Origin of the sequence: Novosphingobium rosa NBRC 15208 (assembly GCF_001598555.1) — a bacterium.
Taxonomy (GTDB): domain Bacteria; phylum Pseudomonadota; class Alphaproteobacteria; order Sphingomonadales; family Sphingomonadaceae; genus Novosphingobium; species Novosphingobium rosa.
This window is the reverse complement of the sequence record NZ_BCZE01000036.1, coordinates 64,021-83,805: the sequence shown is the minus strand read 5'-3', so window position 1 is coordinate 83,805 and position 19,785 is coordinate 64,021. Positions and strand designations below refer to the sequence as shown.

Sequence of the window (19,785 nt, the reverse complement as noted above, 5' to 3'; positions counted from 1 at the left end):
GAAATCAGGGCGCGTCGGTCAGGATGCCCAAGGTCCATTCCTGATCGTAATCGACCTCGCCCGCCACAGCATGGCCCGCTGAATCGCGTGCGGGGCGAAAGCGGAAGCGCTTGAGCACCAGATCGCAGGTCGCGGCATCGAGATCGCGGTTATGGCTGGATTCGACAAGGCGGCAACCGCTCGGGCGGCCCTGCGCGGAGACCGAGATCGTCACCGATGTCGTGCCATGCGCCCCTGCCGTGCGCGCGGCTTCAGGATAGTCGGAGGATTTGATCCTGCCGCCGACCCATTCGGGATCGCGGCCTCCATCGCCATCGCCGTTTCCATTCCCGCCCGAGCCGGTGCCATTGCCCTGACCGCCCGCGCCTGTGCCGGGCCCGGGAACAGGCGCCGCGCCGCTCTGCATCTGCGTGCCGACGGCGGCGGGCTTGGTGGCAACGGGGATGGGCACGGGCTGCGGCAGGGGCAGCTTTACTGCCAGCACCGGCGCGGCTTTCGCGCGCAGATTGGGGGGCGATGCCCGACCGGCGGGCCGATGATGATGCGGAGGGGGAGGGGGCTTGACCGGCGGCAAGGGCGGCGGGGTCAGGGTGATGGCGGCGATGCTGTCATGCACGGCCTCGCGCAGGCCCGAGGGCGGGGCAAGGCCAAACAACATCAGCAAGGCCACCCCAACCTCGATCCCCGCCGAAAGGCCAAAGGCCAGAGCGCGGGATTGTCCGCGCTCATGGCCGCGTTCAGGGATCGAGGGGGAGGGCATCGGTGGCGGCCCCGTGACGGAGCCGACCTCTCAGGCTTAGCGGCAGCGGCGATGCGCGGTCATGGAGCGGTCGATCGCACGGCCGCCGAAGGCGCCGCCCACAGCGCCCGCCGCAATGCCGATCGGGCCGCCGATCAGCGCATGGCCGATCAGCGCGCCACCGGCGCCACCGGCGATCAGGCCTGCCGTGCCGCTCGAATGGCGGCAAACGCGGTGATGCACGCGTCCGTGATAGTGATGACGGGCAAAGGCCGGAGCGGCGTCGAACATGCTCAGGCTGAGCATGGCGACAAGCGCGGGGGCAAAGGCGAGTCGGGCAGTAAGCGGACGCATGGAGGTCTCCTTTTGTCTTGATACGAGGTGATGCCAGATGAACGAATCAACCGCAGCTTTGTTCTCAGCGCCTGAGGGTAAAATCCTTTGGCTGCGGTGGCTTCAGGCAGCGTTCCGGCGTGCCCCGTCTGTCCTCTCAAGGTGGCTGAATGTGTACGGCCAGCACTCTGCGCCACAGGAGGTGAACCGCGACATAACGGTCATCCCTGCCGGGGTTCAGCGCAGGCAAGCGCGCCGCGAACTTTGCGCGGGCTGCTGATCAAGATGTGGGGAGTTCCCCCTGAGGGGATGTTTCTCAATGCTGAGATGATGGTGCCCAGGAGAGGACTCGAACCTCCACGCCCTTGCGAGCGCTAGCACCTGAAGCTAGTGCGTCTACCAATTCCGCCACCTGGGCAACCTGTTTGGCGTGAGTGCGTTTCCGCGTCCGCGCCGGGTAGGAGGGCGCGTCTACGGGCGATCCGCGCGCATGTCAACGCGAAAAATGAGGCCTGCGCACGAAGTTACGTGGCAGGGAAGTCAGCGGATTTCAGGGATTTGTTTCCCCCTGAGGGGATGTTTCTCAATGCTGAGATGATGGTGCCCAGGAGAGGACTCGAACCTCCACGCCCTTGCGAGCGCTAGCACCTGAAGCTAGTGCGTCTACCAATTCCGCCACCTGGGCAACCTGTTTGGCGTCTGTCACGTTTCCGTAACCCCGCCGGGTAGGAGGGCGCCTCTAATGGTGATTCACTGAAGCGTCAACGCGAAAAGATGAGGGTGGGGAAAGTTTTTGCAGGGTTGAAGGAAAAGGGCGGAAAACAGGGAAAAGAAGATGCGAGGGCCATCGCCCTCGCGCTCCCTTTACGTCTTCCGGCGATAGGGCAGTGGCGCCGAAGTCAAGCGCCCAGCCTCTCCACCTGCGCAAGGCAAAGCGCCGCAGGCAGTGTGGGCATGAAGGATAAGCTATGTTGGGGTTTTAAAGCCTGCGGCGCAGCGTGCCTCGCCCCAAGGCTGAACCCGATACGCAACGCAGACAGTAAAGGGAGCGCGAGGGCGATGGCCCTCGCATTGTCTCTTAAACCTTCAACCGCTTAAGCATTCACATCCGCATAATGCGAAGGCGGCTGGATCACCTCCATTCGCTCCGCCAGCAGGGGCCGGAAAGAGGGGCGCGACTTGAACACCGAATACCACGCCCGCGCCTGCTCATGGCCGGACCAGTCCAGCCCGCCCAGATAGTCCGCCACCGAAATCTGCGCTGCGGCGGCCAGATCGGCCAGACTCATCGTTGGGCCCGCCAACCAGGGGCGGTTATCGACGAGATAGTCGATGTAATAGAGATGCTCATGCGCCAGCCGCATCGCCTCGCGCAGCATGCGGGAATCGGGCGACTGGCGATAGACCAGCCGCTTCATCATCCGCTCGTGGATCAGCGGCCCGGTCACATCGGCGAAGAAATTCTCGTCGAATAGCGCGACCAGGCGGCGAATCTCCGCGCGGGTGGCGGCCGTGCCGGAAATCATCGGCAGGCGGTCGACAGTCTCTTCCAGATATTCGCAGATGGCGCGGCTGTCACACAGGGTGATGCCTTTTTCGGCATCATGCATGGTGGGGGTGCGCGCGGCGTGATTCATCTGGGTGAAGCCCTCACGCCGCTCCCACGGGTTCTCGCGCCAGAGTTCGTAAGCGATGCCCTTTTCGCTCATCAGCAGGCGGACCTTGCGGGAAAAGGGGCACAGGGGAAATTGGTAAAGCTGCCACATGGCCCTATTCCTTGCGCTCTGGCGGGCGTCGCGTCCACCCGCCGTCAGGCGCGTGACGGGGCTTTGGGGTGGAAAACTGCGATTTCCTTAAGAGGCCCGCTTGGGCGCTGCGTCAATCGCTGTCGATTTTGCGATAGGTGGCGGCGATATCCTCGGGCGGATCGACATAGCCGGGGGCCAGCGGGCGGCCCAGCTGCAGCGACCAGCGACCGATCCAGTCCATGCCCTTGGCGCTGGCATAGGTGTCGGGCGTTTTGTAGGCGGGATCGCGCATGGCTTTGGCCAGCGGCACGGTGCGCAGCCCGGCGCGGCGGTAGATCGCCAGCAGGTCACCGATGCTGTCGGCATTGAGTTTGGAGGCGTGCAGCAGCGCCACCAGCGGAATGTCCCGCCCGAACACCGATTGCGCGCTGGCGCGATACCATGTCACCATGGTGGCGGTGTAGGTCAGGTAGGACTGGCGGATATGGCTGGCCTCGGCGGCGTCATGGCGGGCGAGGGCATCGTCATAGGTCTCGGAAAAGACCCAGTCCTGGCTGACCAGCGTGACGGGCGCCGTGCGGTAGCGATGATCGGTGAGGAACTGGTCGACCTTCTGGGCATCCGCCAGCGTGGCCCCGGTTTCCAGATAGGGATGGCGGAACCACAGCGGTGCCCTGGGCGAGCAGCGCGTCAGGCTGCAGAGCAGCGTCTGGCCCTTGAGGATATCGGCGTTGTACTCGTCCACCGGAATGCGGCTGGGCGATTCATGGCTGTAGGTGTGGTTGCCCAGCGTGAAACCGGCATGCACCCAGAGTGACAGGGCGTGGCGCATGCGGCGCTGGTCCAGATCCTCCAGCTTGCCGGCAACGATAAAGCCGGTGGCGGGCACGCGGTGGCGCTTGAGGCCATTGACCAGCGCGCGGTTGAAATGGGCGATGTCATTGCTGTTGTCGCTCAGCATGATGCCGGGCAGGTCATCGAAGGTGAGGGCGATCTGGCCGCGGTGCGATGTGGCGGCGGCGGGCTGGGTCAGCGCCGCGGCGAGGCAGAAAGAGAGGCAGGACAGCAGCTTGGAACGAAAAGACATCGGAAACGGGGCACCGCATGTTGGTGTGGGATCAATGATACTTTATCCCACGGTGCGGGCAGGGCCAGTGGAAAGTCTCGCAGTTGCAGCAAAAGCGCGCGGCTGTGGCGGTTGGGCCACCCTGCCTCAGGCGGTCACCGCCGCCGGGGTTGCGCCGAGCAGCGCCACCGCATCGCGCGGGGCCAGCCTGATCTGCAAGCCGCGCTGGCCGCCGTTGATGTAGACATAGGGCAGGTCCAGCGCGTCGATCTCGATGGCGACGGGCACGCGGCGCATCTGGCCGAAGGGGCTGATCCCGCCGACCTTGTAGCCGGAAATCCGCTCGGCATCGGCGGGCTTCATCATCTGCGCCGCCTTGCCGCCCAGCGCGGCGGCCAGCTTCTTCATCGCCACCTCGCGGTCGGAGGGGACGATGGCGCAGGCGGGCTTGCCATCCAGCAGCACCATCAGCGTCTTCAGCACGCAGCCCGGATCTTCGCCCAGTGCGGCGGCGGCGGCCAGACCGATGGAATCGGCATCGGCGTCATAGTCGTAGCTGTGGGTGGTGAAGGCGATGCCGGCCTTGGTCAGGGCCAGCGTGGCGCGGGTCGATTTGGACATGGGCGCGTGTCTGGCATGGATGGCGCGGGTTGGAAAGAGTCAGGCCGGGGTGGGCTGGGGGATGGGTTCGGGCGCCGGCCCGCGCCAGTCGCGCCAGACCAGCAGCATCGAATGCACGGCGAGCAGCGAGGGCACCAGAATGGTCACCGAGGGGCGCAGGAACATGCCAAGGCCGATGCCGCGATCCACCATCACCGTGCGCTGGATGAGAAAGCTGTCCTGAGACATGGTCAGAACGCTGCTCGGCACGATGTCTCCGGGCACGCAGAGCAGATAGGCCAAGGTGAGCGCGATGGGGCGCAAGCGGCCCTCCCAGCGCTCGGTGAAGGTGAAGAACAGCATCAGGCAGGGCGTGTAGCCGCCCGCTTCCGAGGTGATCAGCGCCAGCGATATGCCCAGCAAGGCCGCGCGCTGGGCGGGCACCACCTGCGGGCGCAGAAAGATGGCGAAGGCCCCCAGCAGGATCACCGCCTGCCCGGCGTGGACGATGGCGGGCAGGATCAGCGCGCTCCATTCCATCACATTGGAGCCCAGCAGGACGATGATCGGGAAGCTGCCTGCCTGCCCGCTCACCAGCTTGATCATCGGCTGGTAGGTGGCGGGATACCACACATCCAGCACGCCCGCCGCGCTGTCGGCCTTGGCGAATTCGCGGATGTTGGTGACGATCTCGCCCGGCGTGCCCACGCCCAGAATGGCGTAGCTGAGCGCATAGACCGCCAGCGTGGTCAGCGCCGCGCCCTCCACCCAGCGCCAGCGGCGGCGCAGCAGCTGCGCGCCCAGCGTGGCGACGATATAGACCTTGAGGTTGATCGCCACCGCCAGCGCCAGCCAGCGCGCCCTTGCGCCCTTCAGCAGCGGCCCGAAGGCCAGCACCACGCATGGAAAGGCGATCAGGATCAGATTGCCGCGATCCAGCCCATAGAGCAGCGGCATCCCCAGACAGACCGCCAGACTGCGCGGCAGAGCGGTGCGCCGGTCGAGCTTGATGAAGCTGGCCGCCACCAGCACCACATCAATGATGTAGAAGGCATGGATTGCCCCCACGCCCAGCCAGTCGCACAGGCGCGGCTCGGGCCCGGCGGCGGGGCTGGCGTAGCAATGGGGCAGGCCCAGCACGCGCAGGATCACAAAGCTGATCGGCGGATAGATCGAGGCCCAGCTGTCGTAGATGCCCTTGTCATGCGCCCACCAGGCGGTGTTGAACCAGTCCATCCAGGTGTCGCCGGATTCATAGAAGAAGGGCTCGGGCAGATAGCCGCTCTTCAGGAAGAACCACACATCGCGCAGCGCCACCAGCAGCACCAGCCCGGCCAGACACCATTCCATGGTGAGGCCGCGCCGGGCGGCAGGGGAGGGCGTATCGCTCATGCTTCCCGGGGCCGGAACACCAGCCGCCGCAGCACCAGATAGTTAAGCGCCACCACGCCCAGCGTCGTCACCGCGCCTGCCGCATAGGGGTTGGGGATGAGATGCGATGCCGCCTTCAGCCCAGCCAGATTGATCAGATAGTTCACCGCGTAAGAGGCCACGAAACGCGCCTTGGCAGGCCCCGCATCGGTGAAGACATGGCGCGAGTAGGTGAGATAATTGAACCCCGTGCCCAGCACATAGCCGATGGCCTGCCCTACATAGCGGTCCAGCCCCAGCCAGATCAGCCCGGCGTAGAGGCCGTAACCAAACGCGGTGTTCACCACGCCCGCCACCAGATAGCGGGCAATCTCCAGCAGGCGTGCGCGCGCGATCATGCGGCTTCGTCACCCATATTGACCGTCTCGCGCTCCAGCACGAGGGCTGCGCCGCGCGTGCGCTCGGAGATCTGGCGGATATGGTCGCCCATCAGCCCCATAAAGCCGAAGATCAGCGAGAATTGCGCCTGAAACACCGCGCCGATCAGCCATGGCGCAATCGGGCGCCCGGTGAGGAAGGCCACCAGCCCGCCCAGCAGCAGCAGCACAGTCACCACCACGCCGACAACGCCCAGATAGAGCGGCAGCCGCAGCATGCGCTTCGACGAAGCCGTCAGCCCCGCCACCGCGAAATCGAGCAAAGTGAAGAAATTGTTCTTCGATTTGCCCCTTACGCGCGGCGGGCGCACATAGTTGATGGTCTCCAGCGGGAAGCCGGTTTCCACCAGCAGGCCCCGGAAGAAGGGTTCGGGCTCGTTGAGCGCTTTGATCGCCTCGACCACGCGGCGGCTGTAGAGGCCAAAGCCGGTGGCGTTGGGAATGGTCTGCACATCGCCGAAATTGCGCGCCAGCCAATAGGATAGGCCGCGAATGGCGGTGAGGATCAGGCCGGATTTCTCCGCCTCGCGCACGCCCAGCACGATGTCCACGCCCGCCTGCCAGCGCGCCACGAAATGCGGCAGCAGCTCGGGCGAATCCTGAAAATCGGCGCACATGCCGATCACCGCCCGGCCGGTGGCGCGATAAATCCCATGCGTGGGTGAGCGCATCTGGCCGAAATTGCGCGTGTTGGCGATCAGGCGGATGCGCGGATCGGTGGCGCACATCGCCTTGATGATCGCCACCGTGCGGTCGGTGGAGGCATTGTCGATGAAGATGATGTCGAAGCTGATGCCCAACGGCTCCAGCTGCTCGATCACCGCTTTGGCGATGGGCCCGGCGTTCATCTCCTCATTGTAGCAGGGGATGACGACGGAAACGTCGGGAATGCTGCTCATGCGTCAATCTTCCCGGCGGAGAGCGGCGGCTTGGCGCGATAGACCTCCACCGCGACGCCCAGCCCCAGCACCAGCGCCAGCAGCGCCACCGCCCAGTAATTGAACTGCCGGTCGGGATCGAGATAGGGCTGTTCCAGCACACGAATGTTGACGGTGGAAACCAGACTTTCCGCCAGCGTGCCCTGCAGATTGCGCTTGGCCGCCTCATACATCATCGTCGAGAGTTCCAGCTCGCGGCGCAGGGCCAGACCCTGACTGGTCTGGGCGACCACGCGCCCCACCGAACCATTGGCCTCCGACGTGCCTGACCGCGCCTGAGCCGCGCGCGCCTGCAGGCCCGCCAGTTCGGCCTGCGCCTTCTGCACCTTGAAATTGTTCTCGGTGGCGAAGCGGCGCAGCCCGGTGATTTCGGCCTGCTTGGCGGCAATCATATCGTCGAGCGCGGGCGCGCGCCCGGCCACCTGCAGCGCGTTGGTCAGCGGATCGCCGCTGCCGGTTTTCAGGCGATAGGTGTCATAGGCGGCCTGCGCCTTGGCCAGCCGGTCCCCGGCCTGAGACAGCACCTGCTCCAGCGCATGCTGGCGGATCGCGCTCTGGGTGCGGTTGACCACGCCCATCTGCTCGCGGATGGCGTCGGCATAGGCGCCTGCCAGATCCAGCGCCAGATCGGCATCATGCTGCTTGGTGTCGACCTCGATGATGCCGCCGCGCAGCGAACGGGCGTCCACCTCATGCTCCAGCCAGCGCAGGGTGGCCTGATCGCTTTTGCCGAGGCGTTGGGGCAGCTTCAGCCGCGCCGAGACCAGCTTGCGCACATACACGCTGCGCGAGACCTGCAGGCTCGATTCGATCAGCGTCTGGGTGGACATCGACCCGCCGCCGCCCAGCATTGCCAGCGCGCCCAGCCCGCCGCCATTGGAGGACGGATTGACCCCCAGCGTGGAAGGATCGACCGGCGTGAGCGTCACCGCCGCGCGATAGGGCGTGGGCCAGACCGACAGCACCGCCAGCGCGGCCACGGCCACCGCCACACACACACGGCGGCGCGTGTTGTTGGCTACCCACGGATGATGCGCGATCCCGCCGATGATCCCATGCCCGCGTTTGGTAACAGCTGCGCTCACGACAGGGCCGCCACGGCGACCAGCGCGCTCAGCCCCATCTGGAACACCGCCTGCGTGATGTCGCGGATCTTGGCCCAGGTGGTGTTGGGCGTGGTGCGCATCGGCACGAAGATCACATCGCCCGGCTGCACCTTCGCCTTCATCGCGCCCTTCTTGCGGGAAATCACATCGCCATTGGCGCGCACCACGAAGATGCCGCCCTTGTCAGCCAGCCGCTGCGGGCCACCGGCGCGGTCGATGTAATCCTTCACCGTGCGCGGCGGCTCGCCCATCAGCGAGAAGGAGGCTGGGCGATAGACCGAGCCGAAGACGCCCACCGTATCGATGCGTGCGGGCACCACGATGCGGTCGTCATTCTCAAGCGCCATATCGCCGGGCAGGGTCTGGGCCGTGACCGGCAGGTTCAGCACCAGACGGCCATCGGGCTCGGCCTGACGCAGGCGCTGGATCAGCTGATGGATGGCCACGGTGGTTTCCGCCTTGCCGCCATTGGCCGCCAGCGCGGTGGCCACCATCGAGGTTTCCATCTGGTCGAGCGCGGCATTGTAGCTTTCACGCTGCTGGTCGCGCACCGAAAGGCGGGTCAGCTTGGTGCCATAGGCATAGGCGCGCGGCGTGAGGCCCCCGGCCTGCGCCAGTACCTGCGAGAGCGGCGTGCCGGGCGCGACGAAATAATTGCCGGGATGGGACACTTCGCCCTCCAGCCGCACCAGCACCGATTGGCGCTCCATCGGCTGGATCAGCGCGCCCTTGTTGGCCAGTTGCAGAATGTCGCCGCCCTGCACCGGGGTGCTGGCCAGCGCATTGCGGTCCAGCGCGCGGCTGCCCACGCTCTCCTTGTCGGCAAGGCTGTAGAGGATGCCGCGCGTGTCATCGGCCAGCTGCGAGGGGCCGCCCGCATCGGCTAGCAGCTGCTCCAGCGTTTCGCCGGGTCGGGCTTCATAGATGGCTTCCTCATTCACGCTGCCGATCACCGCCACCTGCGGGCCGACCGGCGGGATGAACAGCACATCCTCGTTCTGAAGCACGGTGTCGCCGCTGCGGTTGCCGTGGCGCAGCACGTCATAAAGGTCGAAGTCGCGCAGCTCCTGCCCGTTGCGGTAGAGCTTCACGCTGCGGAAGGAGCCGCCTTCATTGGGCCCGCCCGCCGCCAGCACGGCGTTAAGCAGGGTGGAGAGGCTGGAGACCGTATAGGCCCCCGGCGCCTTCGCAAAACCCGTCACATAGACGCGCACGCCATGCAGACGGCGGATGCTGACCGATACATCGAAACCGCGATATTGCGTGCCGATGGTGGCGGCGATCTTTGCCTTGAGGTCACGGTAATGCACGCCCGTCAGCTGCACCGCGCCGACATGGGGCAGGAAGATCTTGCCGTCGTGATCGACCTCGAACTCGGCGCTGCCTTCCACCGATCCGGTCATGGCCACGCCGATCACATCGCCGATGTTGATCACATAGTCTGGCGGGATGGCGGTGGTGGCCGGAGTGATGAAATCATGCGTGCCGGGCAGCAGCAGCTTGCTGCCGAAGCGTTGCACCGGATGGCCGGCCACCTTGGTGAGATAGCGTTCGAACTCGCCCTGCTTAGCCGGGACCGGGGGCTGGTTCTGCGCATTGGTGACGACCATCCGGTCATTGTCGCGCGCGTCGCGCTGGTCCACCGTGGGCGGGGCCGGGGTGGTGGGCACCGTGGCCTGATCGAAACCGGGGCCTGCCGGCGCGGCGGTGGCAGGCGCGGCGCTGGCGCCCGAAGCGGATGAGCCGCTTTGGCCGCTCATGGTGCTGTCGCTCGATCCGCTGCTGACGCCCGCGCTCATGCTTTGGGCCGAGGCGGCGGCAGGCAGTGTCAGCGCCAAAACCGAGGCCAGCGCCATCGTGGCATGCAGCCGAGAGTTGTGTGCCTGCTTCATCCCGATCCTGTTCCTGCCGAAGTGTGACATGCGTGAGAGAAGGCGCTCTGGAACCGAGCGCTCTTATAGGGTGGAGGTGCGAATATCCGCCAGCGCCTCGTGAACCTGCGTGGCCAGATCGACCGGCGCGATGCCATGACGCGCCAGCAGCGCGGCATAATGCGCGCCATCGCCGTGATAGCGGTCGAGCTTGTCGCTGGTGATCGGCGCGCGGGTGACCTGCGCGCCGGGCACGGCATCGGCCACGGCCTGCGCCACATCTTCGAGGTCCAGCGGATCGCCGCCGGAATCGAAGCGTTCGACGCCGCTGTCAGCATCGAGCAGCAGGGCGAAGACCAGACTCATCAACTCGCGGATGGCCACGTAGGAGCGGATCACGCGATGCGGCGCGCGCACCGCGATGGGCCGCCCGTCCAGCGCATCGCGCATAAAGCTGGCCAGCGCATAGGCTTCCGGCTTGTTCATATGCGGGCCGGAGATGGCATAAACCCTGCCGATCACCGCGCGATGGCCGGTGCTTTGCGCCCAATGCGCGAAGATATCCTCATCGTCGCGCTTCATCGCGCCATAGAGCCGCATGGCGGCGTTGGCCTGCGGGTCATCGGCCTTGGCCGCCGCGCCGGATGAGGCGAGGAACAGCGCCTGCGCGCCGATCGGCTTTAGCGCATCCAGCACGGTCCGGGTGATGGCGCGGTTGGCGGCGCGATAGGCGGCTTCATCCATCGCCTCGGCGCGGTCCTTGGTCAGGAAGGCGAGGTGGAGGACCAGCGTGGGCGCCTCGGGCAGCCAGCCCATATCGGCCAGCGGGCGCTGCAGCACCGGCGTGCCGTCACGCAGCCGCAGCGCGCGGGTGCTGGAGCCAAAGGCGGCGACGCGCTTGGGGAAAGCATCGCCCAGTGTCGCGGCCAACAATTCCAGCGTGGCCAGACCGAGCCAGCCGCCCGCGCCCGTCACCACGATGCGGTGATTGCTGGCGGTCAGGCGCTCGGCGATGGCCGGTGCCAGAAGGTGGGATGCGCGTGTTGCGTCAGGCACGGCGTGCCCGGCGTCCGCGCGTCAGCTCCAGCAGGGCGCCTGCCATGCCGGTGAAATGATCGTGGCTGGAGGCCGGGTCCGGCTGGTAGGAGGGATCGGCATAGCCATAGGTGAGGAAGAGGAAGGGGATGCCCCGCGCCTGCGCCACCTGATGGTCCAACTCGCTGTCGCCGATGAAGATGCAATCGGCCGGATCGCTGCCCAGCTGGCGCAGCGTTTCATCGAGCAGATCGGGATGCGGCTTGGCGCGCAGCTTCGGCCCGCCACCCACGACGACGGGGAACAGGGCGCCAAGGCCGGTGTCGGCCAGCACCTTGTCGCACAGATTCTGCGGCTTGTTCGAGCAGATCGCCAGACGGTGCCCGGCATCGGCCAGCAGCGTCAGATTCTCCACCACGCCGGCAAAAAGCGAGGCCGGATCTGTGGGGCGCTGCGCATAACGCGCACGGAAATCGGCCAGTTCAGCCGCCGGATCGCCGCAGGCCGGGCCCAGCAGGGCGCTGACCATGCGCTGGCCGCCATGGCTCATATAGGGCCGGGCGCTCAGCGCATCGATGCGGTGGTCGCTGCCGCGCTCTGCCAGCATCTGCGAGAGAATATCGACGCAGATCCCGCAGCTGTCCACCAGCGTGCCGTCCAGGTCGAAGATCAGATCGTGAAGCCGCTTGGCCATCATGCTGTCCGTTTAACGCAAGGTGGCGCAGGGCGCCATGGCTTCGGCCAGTTCCTCGTCGGTGAGGAAGGGGCTGAGGTCTTCGAGCGGCGGCGAAATCATCCGCCCATCGTCCAAACGCCGCGAGGAGAGTTTGGGTTCGAACTGCTGGCGCTTGTCGATCATCACCTCCAGCAGCTGGGGGCCGGGGCCCGCCAGCGTGGCGGCGATGGTGGCGGCCAGATCGCCGTCGCGCTCGGCCTTGGCGGCGGGCAGGCCGAAGCCCTGCGCCAGACGGGCGAAATCGGGGAAGGTGAGGCCGCTGTCCGGCCCGCAACCCACGATGTTGTCGGGGAAGTGGTTCTGCTGCGACTGGCGGATCGAGTGGTAACCGTCATTGTTCAGCACGAAGATCTTGATCGGCAGATTGCCGCCGATGATGGTCTGCAGTTCCTGCAGGTTCATCATGATCGAACCGTCACCGGCCAGACAGATGATGCGGCCACCGGGTTTGTCCGCGCGCGAACCGGCGTGGAAGGCGCCGATGGCGGCGGGCAGATCGTAGCCCATCGAGGCGCAGCCCGAATTGGTGTAGAGCCGCTGGCCCTGCTTCAGATCCGCCGCCTGGAAGATGGTGACGCAGGCCGTGCCGTCACCGGTGACGACGATGTCGTTCTCTTCCAGCTGATCGAAGAGCGCTTCGGCGAAGATGTAGGGGTTGATCGGGCCCTCTGCCGAGCGATAGTCCTCGCGCACGGCGGGATATTGCGTGGCGCGGCTGCGGCTGCGGGCGAGGAAGGCGGCGCGCGCCTCGATTTCATTGTCGTTCGGCAGCGGCAGGGCCTGAGCGGCAGCCAGAAATTCGCGCAGATCGGCATGGATCGGGCGGTGCAGGCTGAGGGTTGGCTTGGCCAGCTCGGCGCTGTCGATATCGACCATGGCGATGCGGGCGTTGCGGGCGAAGCTCTGCCAGTTGTAGCTGATCTGGCGGATGTTGAGGCGGCAGCCCAGCACCAGCACATAGTCCGCCGACTGCACCGCGAAATTGCCGCCGCGATCGCCCACGCTGCCGGGGCGCCCGACATAGAGCGGATGGTCATTGTGGATCACATCATGCGCGTTCCAGCCCGAAACCACCGGCACGCCCAGCTTTTGGACCAGCGCGAGGAAGGCCTCATGGCTGTCGCTGATGCGCACGCCGCAACCGGCCAGCACCACGGGGCGCTGCGCGGCGCAGAGTTCCGTCAGCACGGCCTGCGCTTGAGCGGTGAGGGCATCGCCCGTCAGCGCGCCCAGTTCGGCGGCGGTGTTGCGGGCCTCGCCAGCGGTGTCTTCATCCGTGGCGGGGTCGAAGGCTTCCAGCGCCTCGGGATCGACCGGGGCGGCCTGCACATCGATGGGCACATCGATCCACACCGGGCCGGGGCGGCCACGGGTGGCGAGATACAGAGCCTTTTCGACGACCTTGCGCGCCTGCTTGGGGTCCTGCAGCACCACCGCATATTTGGTGATCGGCGCCACCATCGAGACGATATCGACCTCCTGATCGCCCAGCTGGCGCAGCGGAATCTGCGCGAAATTGGGCGCGAAGGTCTCACGCTTCACCTGACCCGAGACCACCACCATCGGGATGGAGTCCACATAGGCGCCGTAGACGCCATTGAGCGCATTCACGCCCCCCGGACCCGTGGTGACATTCACCGCCGCGGGCTTGCCGCTCAAACGCGCATAGCTTTCAGCGGCGATGGCGGCGGCCTGCTCATGGTGGGTGAACACCTTGCGCAGGCGGGTTTCGCGGCCCAGCGCATCGTTGAGATGCATGGCGCCGCCGCCCGTCAGCATGAAGACATCGGTGATGCCATGCTCGGCGAGCAGGCGGGCGATCAGGTCGGAGACGCGGATGGTGGTGCTCATGGGGATCAGGCGTGCTCGGTCACCTTGGGGGCCTGGCGCGCTTCCATCATGGCGATGCGCTGGGCGTCTTCCTCGGCGATGCCGCGGTAGAAATCGCGCTTGTTCTTCAGCCACAGCAGCTCGAACTCGATGGCCAGTTCCATGCCGGGCTCGGCGCGGCCATCTTCCAGCACGGCGCCATCGAAGATCACCTTGCGGGTCTCGAAACGGTCGAGGCGCACCTTGCGCACCTGCGCCAGCGTGGGGATCGAGGCCGGGCTGACGCCGCCGCCGACGACCAGCTCCAGATCGCGATCCTTCGCCACCAGAGCCACATCCAGCATATGCTTGAGCATCTCGGGCGAATTCACCGCATCGCGCGTCAACCCCTGCGAGCCCGCGAAATCGACGCGGCCGAAGACGAAGCCGGTCTGGCCCTTCTGCGCCACTTCGCCCAGCTGGGCCAGATGATCGACCGTAGCGCGGGTTTCGACGTTGAAGAGGAAGCTGATGTCCTCGCGCTCGTCGGGGGTGAAGACCTTGTCCTTGCCCGCGATGAATTTGGAGAGCGCATAGGGCGATTCCACCATCGGCGCGATGATGTAGTCCACGCCATACTGGCGGGCCTCGATCAGGTCGCGGATGGCCTCGCAGCCGCCGATCTTGAGCGCGATCTTGACCCCGGCGCGGCGGCCGATTTCCAGCAGGCGCAGGAATTCGTCGGTGCGGGTGCCTTCGGCCTCGAACTCGGCCTTGACCGAGAGGATGCCGTAGTTGGCCTTGCCCTCCTGAAGGATCGCCAGCATGCGCTTTTCATATGTGTTCACGGGGTTAACTCCTGAAATTGCTGCTGACGCTTCTTACTTCCGGCCCGCCAGAAAGGCGGAAAGGCATTCGACGACATAGGCCAGATGGTCTTCGCCCAATCCGGGGTAGACACCCAGCCAGAAGGTGTTGGTGGTCACCAGATCGGCGTTTTCCAACCCGCCGACCACGCGGTAATTGCGGCCCTTCATATAGGGCTGGCGCAGCAGATTGCCGCCGAACAGCAGCCGTGTGCCGATCTTTTTCTCATTGAGATATTGCACGAGGATTTCACGATCAATACCGCAGCCCGGGCGCAGCGTGATCGGATAGCCGAACCAGCTTGGCACCGAATTGGGCGTGGCTTCCGGCAGGATCAGCACATCTTCCAGCGGCTTCAAGAGCGCGGTCAGCGTGTCGAAATTGCGGGCGCGGGCGTCGATGAAGCCATCCAGCCGGTCCAGCTGGGCCAGGCCCACGGCGGCCTGCATATCGGTGATCTTCAGGTTATAACCGGCATGGCCATAGGTGTATTTGTGGTCATAGCCCATCGGCAGACTGCCCAGCTTGCGCCCGAAGCGCTTGCCGCAGGTGTTGTCCACGCCCGGCGCGCACCAGCAGTCGCGGCCCCAGTCACGCATGGATTCGATCACGCGCTTCAGGCGCGGCTTGTCGGTGAAGACCGCGCCGCCTTCGCCCATGGTGATATGATGGGCAGGATAGAAGGACAGCGTGCCGATGTCGCCGAAGGTGCCGACGGGCTTGCCGTCATAGGTGGCGCCCAGCGCGTCGCAGCAATCCTCGATGACCCAGAGGTTGTACTTTTCGGCAACCCGCATCACCTCGCCCAGATCGAAGGGGTTGCCCAGCGTGTGGGCCACCATGATCGCGCGGGTCTTGTCGGTGACGGCGGCCTCGATCATCTCGGGCTTGATGTTGTAGGTGGGGATGTCCACGTCCACGAACACGGGCACCAGCCCGTATTGCAGGGATGGGTTGACCGTGGTGGGGAAGCCGGTGGCCACGGTGATGACCTCATCGCCGGGCTTCAAGGCCTCGCTGCGGAAATAATGCGAGGTCAGCGTCGAAAGCGCCAGCAGATTGGCCGAGGAGCCCGAATTGGTGGTCAGCGCATGGGCCACACCGATTCTTTCGGCCAGACGCTTCTCGAAGGCTTCGTTGAAGCGCCCGGTGGTCAGCCAGAAGTCGAGACTCGAATCGACGAGGTTGCGCATATCCGAGGCGCCATAGACCTTGCCGGAGACCGGCACGGCGCTTTGCCCGGGCGCGAAGCTCTTGGGCGCATGGAAGCGGTTGGCATATTCTTCCGTCAATTCAAGGATGAGCGATCGAAACTGCGCTTCATCGAAATCGCGGGTCAATCCGGCCGCATCCATCGGCCTGTCTGCAACGGACATCAATTTCCCTTTTTCCCGCCGGTTCCTGACCAGCGCTGGCAATAATCGTCGAGTTGGGCAAGCGAGATTTCGCGTGCGTCTGCCCCTCGCCCCACGTGACGATGCCAATCCACAATGCGGAGCAAAGCTGTCGGTAACGTGAACGCGGGGCGCCAGCCCAGAATGGAATGGGCCTTGGTGCAGTCCAGTTTCAGGATTCCGGCCTCATGCGGCGGGGGTGCGCCCTCGCTTGGCAGATCCCAGCCGCGTGTCGTCGCGGGGGCGTCCGGATCGCGGTCATGCCACAGGGCGACCATGCGATCGGCGATCCAGTCGACGGGGCGCGAGTCCTCGGCGGCGGGGCCAAAGTTCCAGCCCTCGGCCGCCCAGCGGCGGCCTTCGAACAGGTGCTGGGCGATCAGCAGATAGCCGCCCAAAGCCTCCAGCACATGCTGCCAGGGGCGGATGGCATGGGGATTGCGGATCAGCGGGCGCTGCCCGTCGAGCAGCGCGCGGATCAGATCGGGCAGCAGCCGGTCGAGCGCCCAGTCGCCCCCGCCGATCACATTGCCCGCCCGCACCGAGGCGAGCAGCGGCTGGCCTTCGGTGTTGAAATAGCTGGAGCGGAAGGCGGCGATCACCAGTTCGGCCGCGCCTTTGCTGCTGGAATAGGGGTCATAGCCGCCCATCGGGTCGCTCTCGCGATAGGGCCAGACCCATTCGCGGTTCTCATAGGCCTTGTCCGAGGTGATGCAGACGATGGCGCGCAGCCCTTCCACTCCCAGCGCAGCGGCGCGGCGGCAGGCATCCAGCACATGGACCGTGCCCTGCACATTGGTGGCATAGGTTTCCACCGGCGTGCTGTAAGACAGGCGCACCAGCGGTTGGGCGGCCAGATGGAAGACCACCTCGGGATTGGCGGCGCGGAAGGCGGCGTCCACGCTGGCCAGATCGCGGATATCGCCCTCGATATGGGTGACCAGCTCGTCGATACGCGCCTGGCGGAACAGGCTGACCTCATCGGCGGGCAGCGACAGGCCTGTCACCTTGGCGCCCATCGAAACCAGCCACAGCGCCAGCCAGCTGCCCTTGAAGCCGGTGTGGCCCGTCAAAAGCACACGGCGGCCCTGCCAGAAGGTGGGAGAGAGGGCGATCTGATCCATGGCGGTGTGGCTCACGCTCACCAGACTTTCCACGGCGCGCCCTGCGCCCACAGCTTTTCCAGATGCTGGCGGTCGCGCAGCGTGTCCATCGGCTGCCAGAACCCCTTGTGATGCCATGAGACCAGCTCGCCCTTCGCGGCCAGCGTCTCGAGCGGCTTCTGTTCCCAGATCGTCTCGGCATCGTCAATCAGGTCGATTACCGAGGGATTCAGCACGAAGAAGCCACCATTGATCAGCCCGCCGTCACCCGCGGGCTTTTCCTTGAAGCTGCGCACCAGATCGCCCTCGAACTCCAGCGCGCCGAAACGGCCCGGAGGGGCGACAGCGGTGATCGTCGCCTGCTTGCCATGGGCCTTGTGGAAGGCCAGCTGCGCGGTGATGTCCACATCGGAAACGCCGTCGCCATAGGTGAAGCAGAAGGGCTCGTCCTCGTCCAGATACTGCCGCACCGCGCGCAGGCGTCCGCCGGTCTGGGCGCCCAGGCCGGTGTCCACCAGCGTCACGCGCCAGGGCTCGCTCTTGGCGGCATGGACCTCGATGCTGTTGGCGCCCAGATCGATGGTCACATCGGCGGCGTGCAGGAAATAATTGGCGAAGAATTCCTTGATGACATAGCCCTTGTACCCAAGGCAGACGATGAAATCGCTGACGCCATGGGCGGCATAGATCTTCATGATGTGCCACAGGATCGGCATGCCGCCGACATCGACCATGGGCTTGGGCCTGACCGATGTTTCCTCGCCCAGCCTTGTGCCAAGGCCCCCGGCCAGAATGACAGCTTTGGTCAAGAAAGACTCCTCAGGGAAAGAGCCCGCTTAGGGGCCGAAGAGATGAACGAGCGCTGTATCATCAGGCGCTGCGACCGCCCATTTTCGGCGGATTTGACGGTATCGTCCGGCAGCGTCAAGGCCGGGGACGATCGAAATGGAGGATGCGGATCACCGGCCCGGCGCTCTGCCCCGGCACCGGCGCGATGGTGGCCACCAGCGTGCCGCGCGCGATCAGGCTGCGATAGGCTTGATATTCGGCGGGAAAGCGGCTGCGCTCGGCGGCATAACGGTCATATTGGCTGATGATGGCGTAATCGGGATGGCAGGTGGCTGCTGCTGCCGCAGGGGGCATGGTGCCGTAATCGACAACCGACTGCCCGCCGCGATCATTCTCGATCCTGGCATGATCGACATGACCCATCAGAATGTCATGCGCGTTGATGCAGCCCGCGCTGCCCAGCGGAAACAGCACCGTCCAGGGATGCGAGAGCAGATCGAAGCCGAAATGCTCGACGAAGATCTGCGAGCCTGCCGGAGCATGGTCCAGCGCCCAGCGCGAAGCGATCTGCCTTGTGTCGTTCAGCCGCCCCTGCGCCTGAGCGGCATCGGCCACCACCAGCGGCAGGGCTGCGGCCAGCGCCATCAGCGCCTGCGCCGCCACGCGATGGCGCGGCAGAGCCTGCACCACCGTACGGATGCCCAGCGCCACGGCGATGGCCAGCAGCGGCATCAGCGGCAGAGCCCAGCGCTCCCAGATCAGATGCTGGATGCAGATCACCAGCGCGAAACCCGCCATCAGCGGCAGCAGCATCAGCCGCGTCTCGCGCAGCCGCAGCATCACCGCCAGACCGATCAGCGCCAGCAGCCCCGCCACCACGCCAAAGCCGCGCAGCAGCGGCCCTTGCAGATACCACCAGGCGTTCTCCAGCGGGGTGCCGCCGGTGGCGCCCAGATGCTGCAGCTGGGCCTCGCCATGCAGATCGTGCAGCACCGTGTCATGCGCCAGCAGCAGATAGGGAGAGATCATCACCAGAAACAAAAGGCTCAGCGCGCCGAACAGGCCGAGCCGCAGCACGCCCGAACCGACCGCCAGCCGCCCCTGCCGCACCGCGATCCACAGCGCACCCGCCATGGCGAGGCCTGCCAGACCGAACGGCCATTTGCTGGCCACGGCCAGCGCCAGCCACAGCGCGCCCCAGCCCAGATCGCGGCGATTGTCCGGCCCCCCCGGTGCCATGCGCGCCACGCGCAAGGCTGCATCCAGCGCCAGCAGCATGAAGAAGCTGGCCATGATGTCGGAGCGCACCACCTGCGCCCAGACCACTGCCACCGGATTGACCGCCAGCACCAGCGCCGCGATCCAGGCCGTGGGCCGGTCGAACAGGCGGTTGGTCAGGCGGTAGGTCGCCCAGACCGAGCCCATGCCGAAACCCGCCATCACCCAGCGCCCCGGCAGGATCACCCAGCCCGGGTTGAGATAGACCGCATCGGCAAAGGCCTTCACCGAGGGAAACCAGCCCATCAGCCGCCCCGTGCCCAGCACCGCGCCATTGACCAAGGCCAGCGCATACATGGTGGTGGTGGCGGGATGGCCGAACCAGCCGGGATTGAGCGTGTGGTGGCTGATCATGCGGATCGCCCCCAGCTCGAACATCAGCTCGTCGGGATCGTTGAGCGCGGGCAGGCCGAAGGTGATTCCATAAAGCCGCAGGCCCAGCGCCAAAGCCAGAATGCAGAGGGTAATTCCGTTCACTCGACCCACGCGATGCCTTTCGCTGCCGTGCCGGTTTGGCATGTTCCGGCTTGCGGCGGCAGTATGCGCGGGGCCGCGTCTGTCAAGC

General features: G+C 65.8%; 18 protein-coding genes and 2 tRNA genes. All 20 read right to left on the bottom strand.

Going from position 1 to position 19,785, the window contains the following annotated elements; genetic code table 11:
- Positions 1-4 precede the first annotated feature (4 nt).
- Positions 5-760 (bottom strand): energy transducer TonB, encoded by a 756-nt coding sequence (locus SR3_RS14775; RefSeq protein WP_068087458.1) that lies wholly within the window; start codon positions 758-760, stop codon positions 5-7.
- Positions 761-796: 36 nt separating this feature from the next.
- Complete coding sequence (locus SR3_RS14770) at positions 797-1,093, bottom strand: hypothetical protein (RefSeq protein WP_068087455.1); 297 nt, start codon at positions 1,091-1,093, stop codon at positions 797-799.
- Between the two features lie 310 nt (positions 1,094-1,403).
- Positions 1,404-1,490: transfer RNA gene (locus SR3_RS14765), tRNA-Leu, on the bottom strand.
- 180 nt (positions 1,491-1,670) lie between these two features.
- Positions 1,671-1,757: transfer RNA gene (locus SR3_RS14760), tRNA-Leu, on the bottom strand.
- Between the two features lie 409 nt (positions 1,758-2,166).
- Complete coding sequence (locus SR3_RS14755; protein WP_068087452.1) at positions 2,167-2,838, bottom strand: glutathione S-transferase family protein; 672 nt, start codon at positions 2,836-2,838, stop codon at positions 2,167-2,169.
- 112 nt (positions 2,839-2,950) lie between these two features.
- Complete coding sequence (locus SR3_RS14750; protein WP_068087449.1) at positions 2,951-3,907, bottom strand: polysaccharide deacetylase family protein; 957 nt, start codon at positions 3,905-3,907, stop codon at positions 2,951-2,953.
- A gap of 126 nt (positions 3,908-4,033) precedes the next feature.
- Entirely contained in the window at positions 4,034-4,507 is a 474-nt protein-coding gene (ybaK, locus tag SR3_RS14745) for a Cys-tRNA(Pro) deacylase (RefSeq protein WP_068087446.1), read from the bottom strand.
- Positions 4,508-4,546: 39 nt separating this feature from the next.
- Positions 4,547-5,878 carry a DUF2029 domain-containing protein gene (locus tag SR3_RS14740; protein ID WP_157098863.1) on the bottom strand — a complete coding sequence of 444 codons (1,332 nt, stop codon included), beginning with the start codon at positions 5,876-5,878 and terminating at the stop codon, positions 4,547-4,549.
- Positions 5,875-6,255, bottom strand: coding sequence for a GtrA family protein (locus tag SR3_RS14735; protein WP_068087441.1), 381 nt, complete (start codon positions 6,253-6,255; stop codon positions 5,875-5,877). The genes SR3_RS14740 and SR3_RS14735 overlap by 4 nt, the downstream gene beginning before the upstream one ends.
- Positions 6,252-7,193, bottom strand: coding sequence for a glycosyltransferase family 2 protein (locus SR3_RS14730; RefSeq protein ID WP_068087438.1), 942 nt, complete (start codon positions 7,191-7,193; stop codon positions 6,252-6,254). Before SR3_RS14730 ends, SR3_RS14735 begins: the two co-directional genes overlap by 4 nt.
- Positions 7,190-8,317: a hypothetical protein gene (locus SR3_RS14725; protein ID WP_068087435.1), complete on the bottom strand. Its 1,128-nt coding sequence runs from the start codon at positions 8,315-8,317 to the stop codon at positions 7,190-7,192. The genes SR3_RS14730 and SR3_RS14725 overlap by 4 nt, the downstream gene beginning before the upstream one ends.
- Positions 8,314-10,230, bottom strand: a complete 1,917-nt coding sequence (locus tag SR3_RS14720; protein ID WP_068087432.1) for an SLBB domain-containing protein — start codon at positions 10,228-10,230, stop codon at positions 8,314-8,316. The genes SR3_RS14725 and SR3_RS14720 overlap by 4 nt, the downstream gene beginning before the upstream one ends.
- A 63-nt stretch (positions 10,231-10,293) precedes the next feature.
- Positions 10,294-11,265 (bottom strand): NAD-dependent epimerase/dehydratase family protein, encoded by a 972-nt coding sequence (locus SR3_RS14715; protein ID WP_068087429.1) that lies wholly within the window; start codon positions 11,263-11,265, stop codon positions 10,294-10,296.
- Complete coding sequence (locus SR3_RS14710; RefSeq protein WP_169805643.1) at positions 11,258-11,938, bottom strand: HAD family hydrolase; 681 nt, start codon at positions 11,936-11,938, stop codon at positions 11,258-11,260. The genes SR3_RS14715 and SR3_RS14710 overlap by 8 nt, the downstream gene beginning before the upstream one ends.
- Before the next feature lie 12 nt (positions 11,939-11,950).
- The gene (locus tag SR3_RS14705; protein WP_068087423.1) at positions 11,951-13,831 is read right to left on the bottom strand and encodes a thiamine pyrophosphate-binding protein; all 1,881 of its coding nucleotides are present in this window, start codon (positions 13,829-13,831) and stop codon (positions 11,951-11,953) included.
- A gap of 5 nt (positions 13,832-13,836) precedes the next feature.
- Positions 13,837-14,637, bottom strand: a complete 801-nt coding sequence (locus tag SR3_RS14700) for an aldolase (RefSeq protein ID WP_068087420.1) — start codon at positions 14,635-14,637, stop codon at positions 13,837-13,839.
- A gap of 33 nt (positions 14,638-14,670) precedes the next feature.
- Entirely contained in the window at positions 14,671-16,032 is a 1,362-nt protein-coding gene (rfbH, locus tag SR3_RS14695) for a lipopolysaccharide biosynthesis protein RfbH (protein WP_245653930.1), read from the bottom strand.
- Positions 16,032-17,195, bottom strand: a complete 1,164-nt coding sequence (gene rfbG / locus SR3_RS14690) for a CDP-glucose 4,6-dehydratase (RefSeq protein WP_245653929.1) — start codon at positions 17,193-17,195, stop codon at positions 16,032-16,034. Before rfbG ends, rfbH begins: the two co-directional genes overlap by 1 nt.
- Positions 17,192-17,962: a glucose-1-phosphate cytidylyltransferase gene (rfbF, locus tag SR3_RS14685; protein WP_068087414.1), complete on the bottom strand. Its 771-nt coding sequence runs from the start codon at positions 17,960-17,962 to the stop codon at positions 17,192-17,194. Before rfbF ends, rfbG begins: the two co-directional genes overlap by 4 nt.
- A gap of 115 nt (positions 17,963-18,077) precedes the next feature.
- Positions 18,078-19,697, bottom strand: a complete 1,620-nt coding sequence (locus SR3_RS14680) for an ArnT family glycosyltransferase (protein WP_169805642.1) — start codon at positions 19,695-19,697, stop codon at positions 18,078-18,080.
- Positions 19,698-19,785: the final 88 nt, after the last annotated feature.

Coding starts and splice junctions, on each gene's coding strand:
- SR3_RS14775 (WP_068087458.1), bottom strand. CDS start 760: ATGCCCTCCCCCTCGATCCCTGAACGCGGCCATGAGCGCGGACAATCC.
- SR3_RS14770 (WP_068087455.1), bottom strand. CDS start 1,093: ATGCGTCCGCTTACTGCCCGACTCGCCTTTGCCCCCGCGCTTGTCGCC.
- SR3_RS14755 (WP_068087452.1), bottom strand. CDS start 2,838: ATGTGGCAGCTTTACCAATTTCCCCTGTGCCCCTTTTCCCGCAAGGTC.
- SR3_RS14750 (WP_068087449.1), bottom strand. CDS start 3,907: ATGTCTTTTCGTTCCAAGCTGCTGTCCTGCCTCTCTTTCTGCCTCGCC.
- ybaK (WP_068087446.1), bottom strand. CDS start 4,507: ATGTCCAAATCGACCCGCGCCACGCTGGCCCTGACCAAGGCCGGCATC.
- SR3_RS14740 (WP_157098863.1), bottom strand. CDS start 5,878: ATGAGCGATACGCCCTCCCCTGCCGCCCGGCGCGGCCTCACCATGGAA.
- SR3_RS14735 (WP_068087441.1), bottom strand. CDS start 6,255: ATGATCGCGCGCGCACGCCTGCTGGAGATTGCCCGCTATCTGGTGGCG.
- SR3_RS14730 (WP_068087438.1), bottom strand. CDS start 7,193: ATGAGCAGCATTCCCGACGTTTCCGTCGTCATCCCCTGCTACAATGAG.
- SR3_RS14720 (WP_068087432.1), bottom strand. CDS start 10,230: ATGAAGCAGGCACACAACTCTCGGCTGCATGCCACGATGGCGCTGGCC.
- SR3_RS14710 (WP_169805643.1), bottom strand. CDS start 11,938: ATGGCCAAGCGGCTTCACGATCTGATCTTCGACCTGGACGGCACGCTG.
- SR3_RS14705 (WP_068087423.1), bottom strand. CDS start 13,831: ATGAGCACCACCATCCGCGTCTCCGACCTGATCGCCCGCCTGCTCGCC.
- rfbH (WP_245653930.1), bottom strand. CDS start 16,032: ATGTCCGTTGCAGACAGGCCGATGGATGCGGCCGGATTGACCCGCGAT.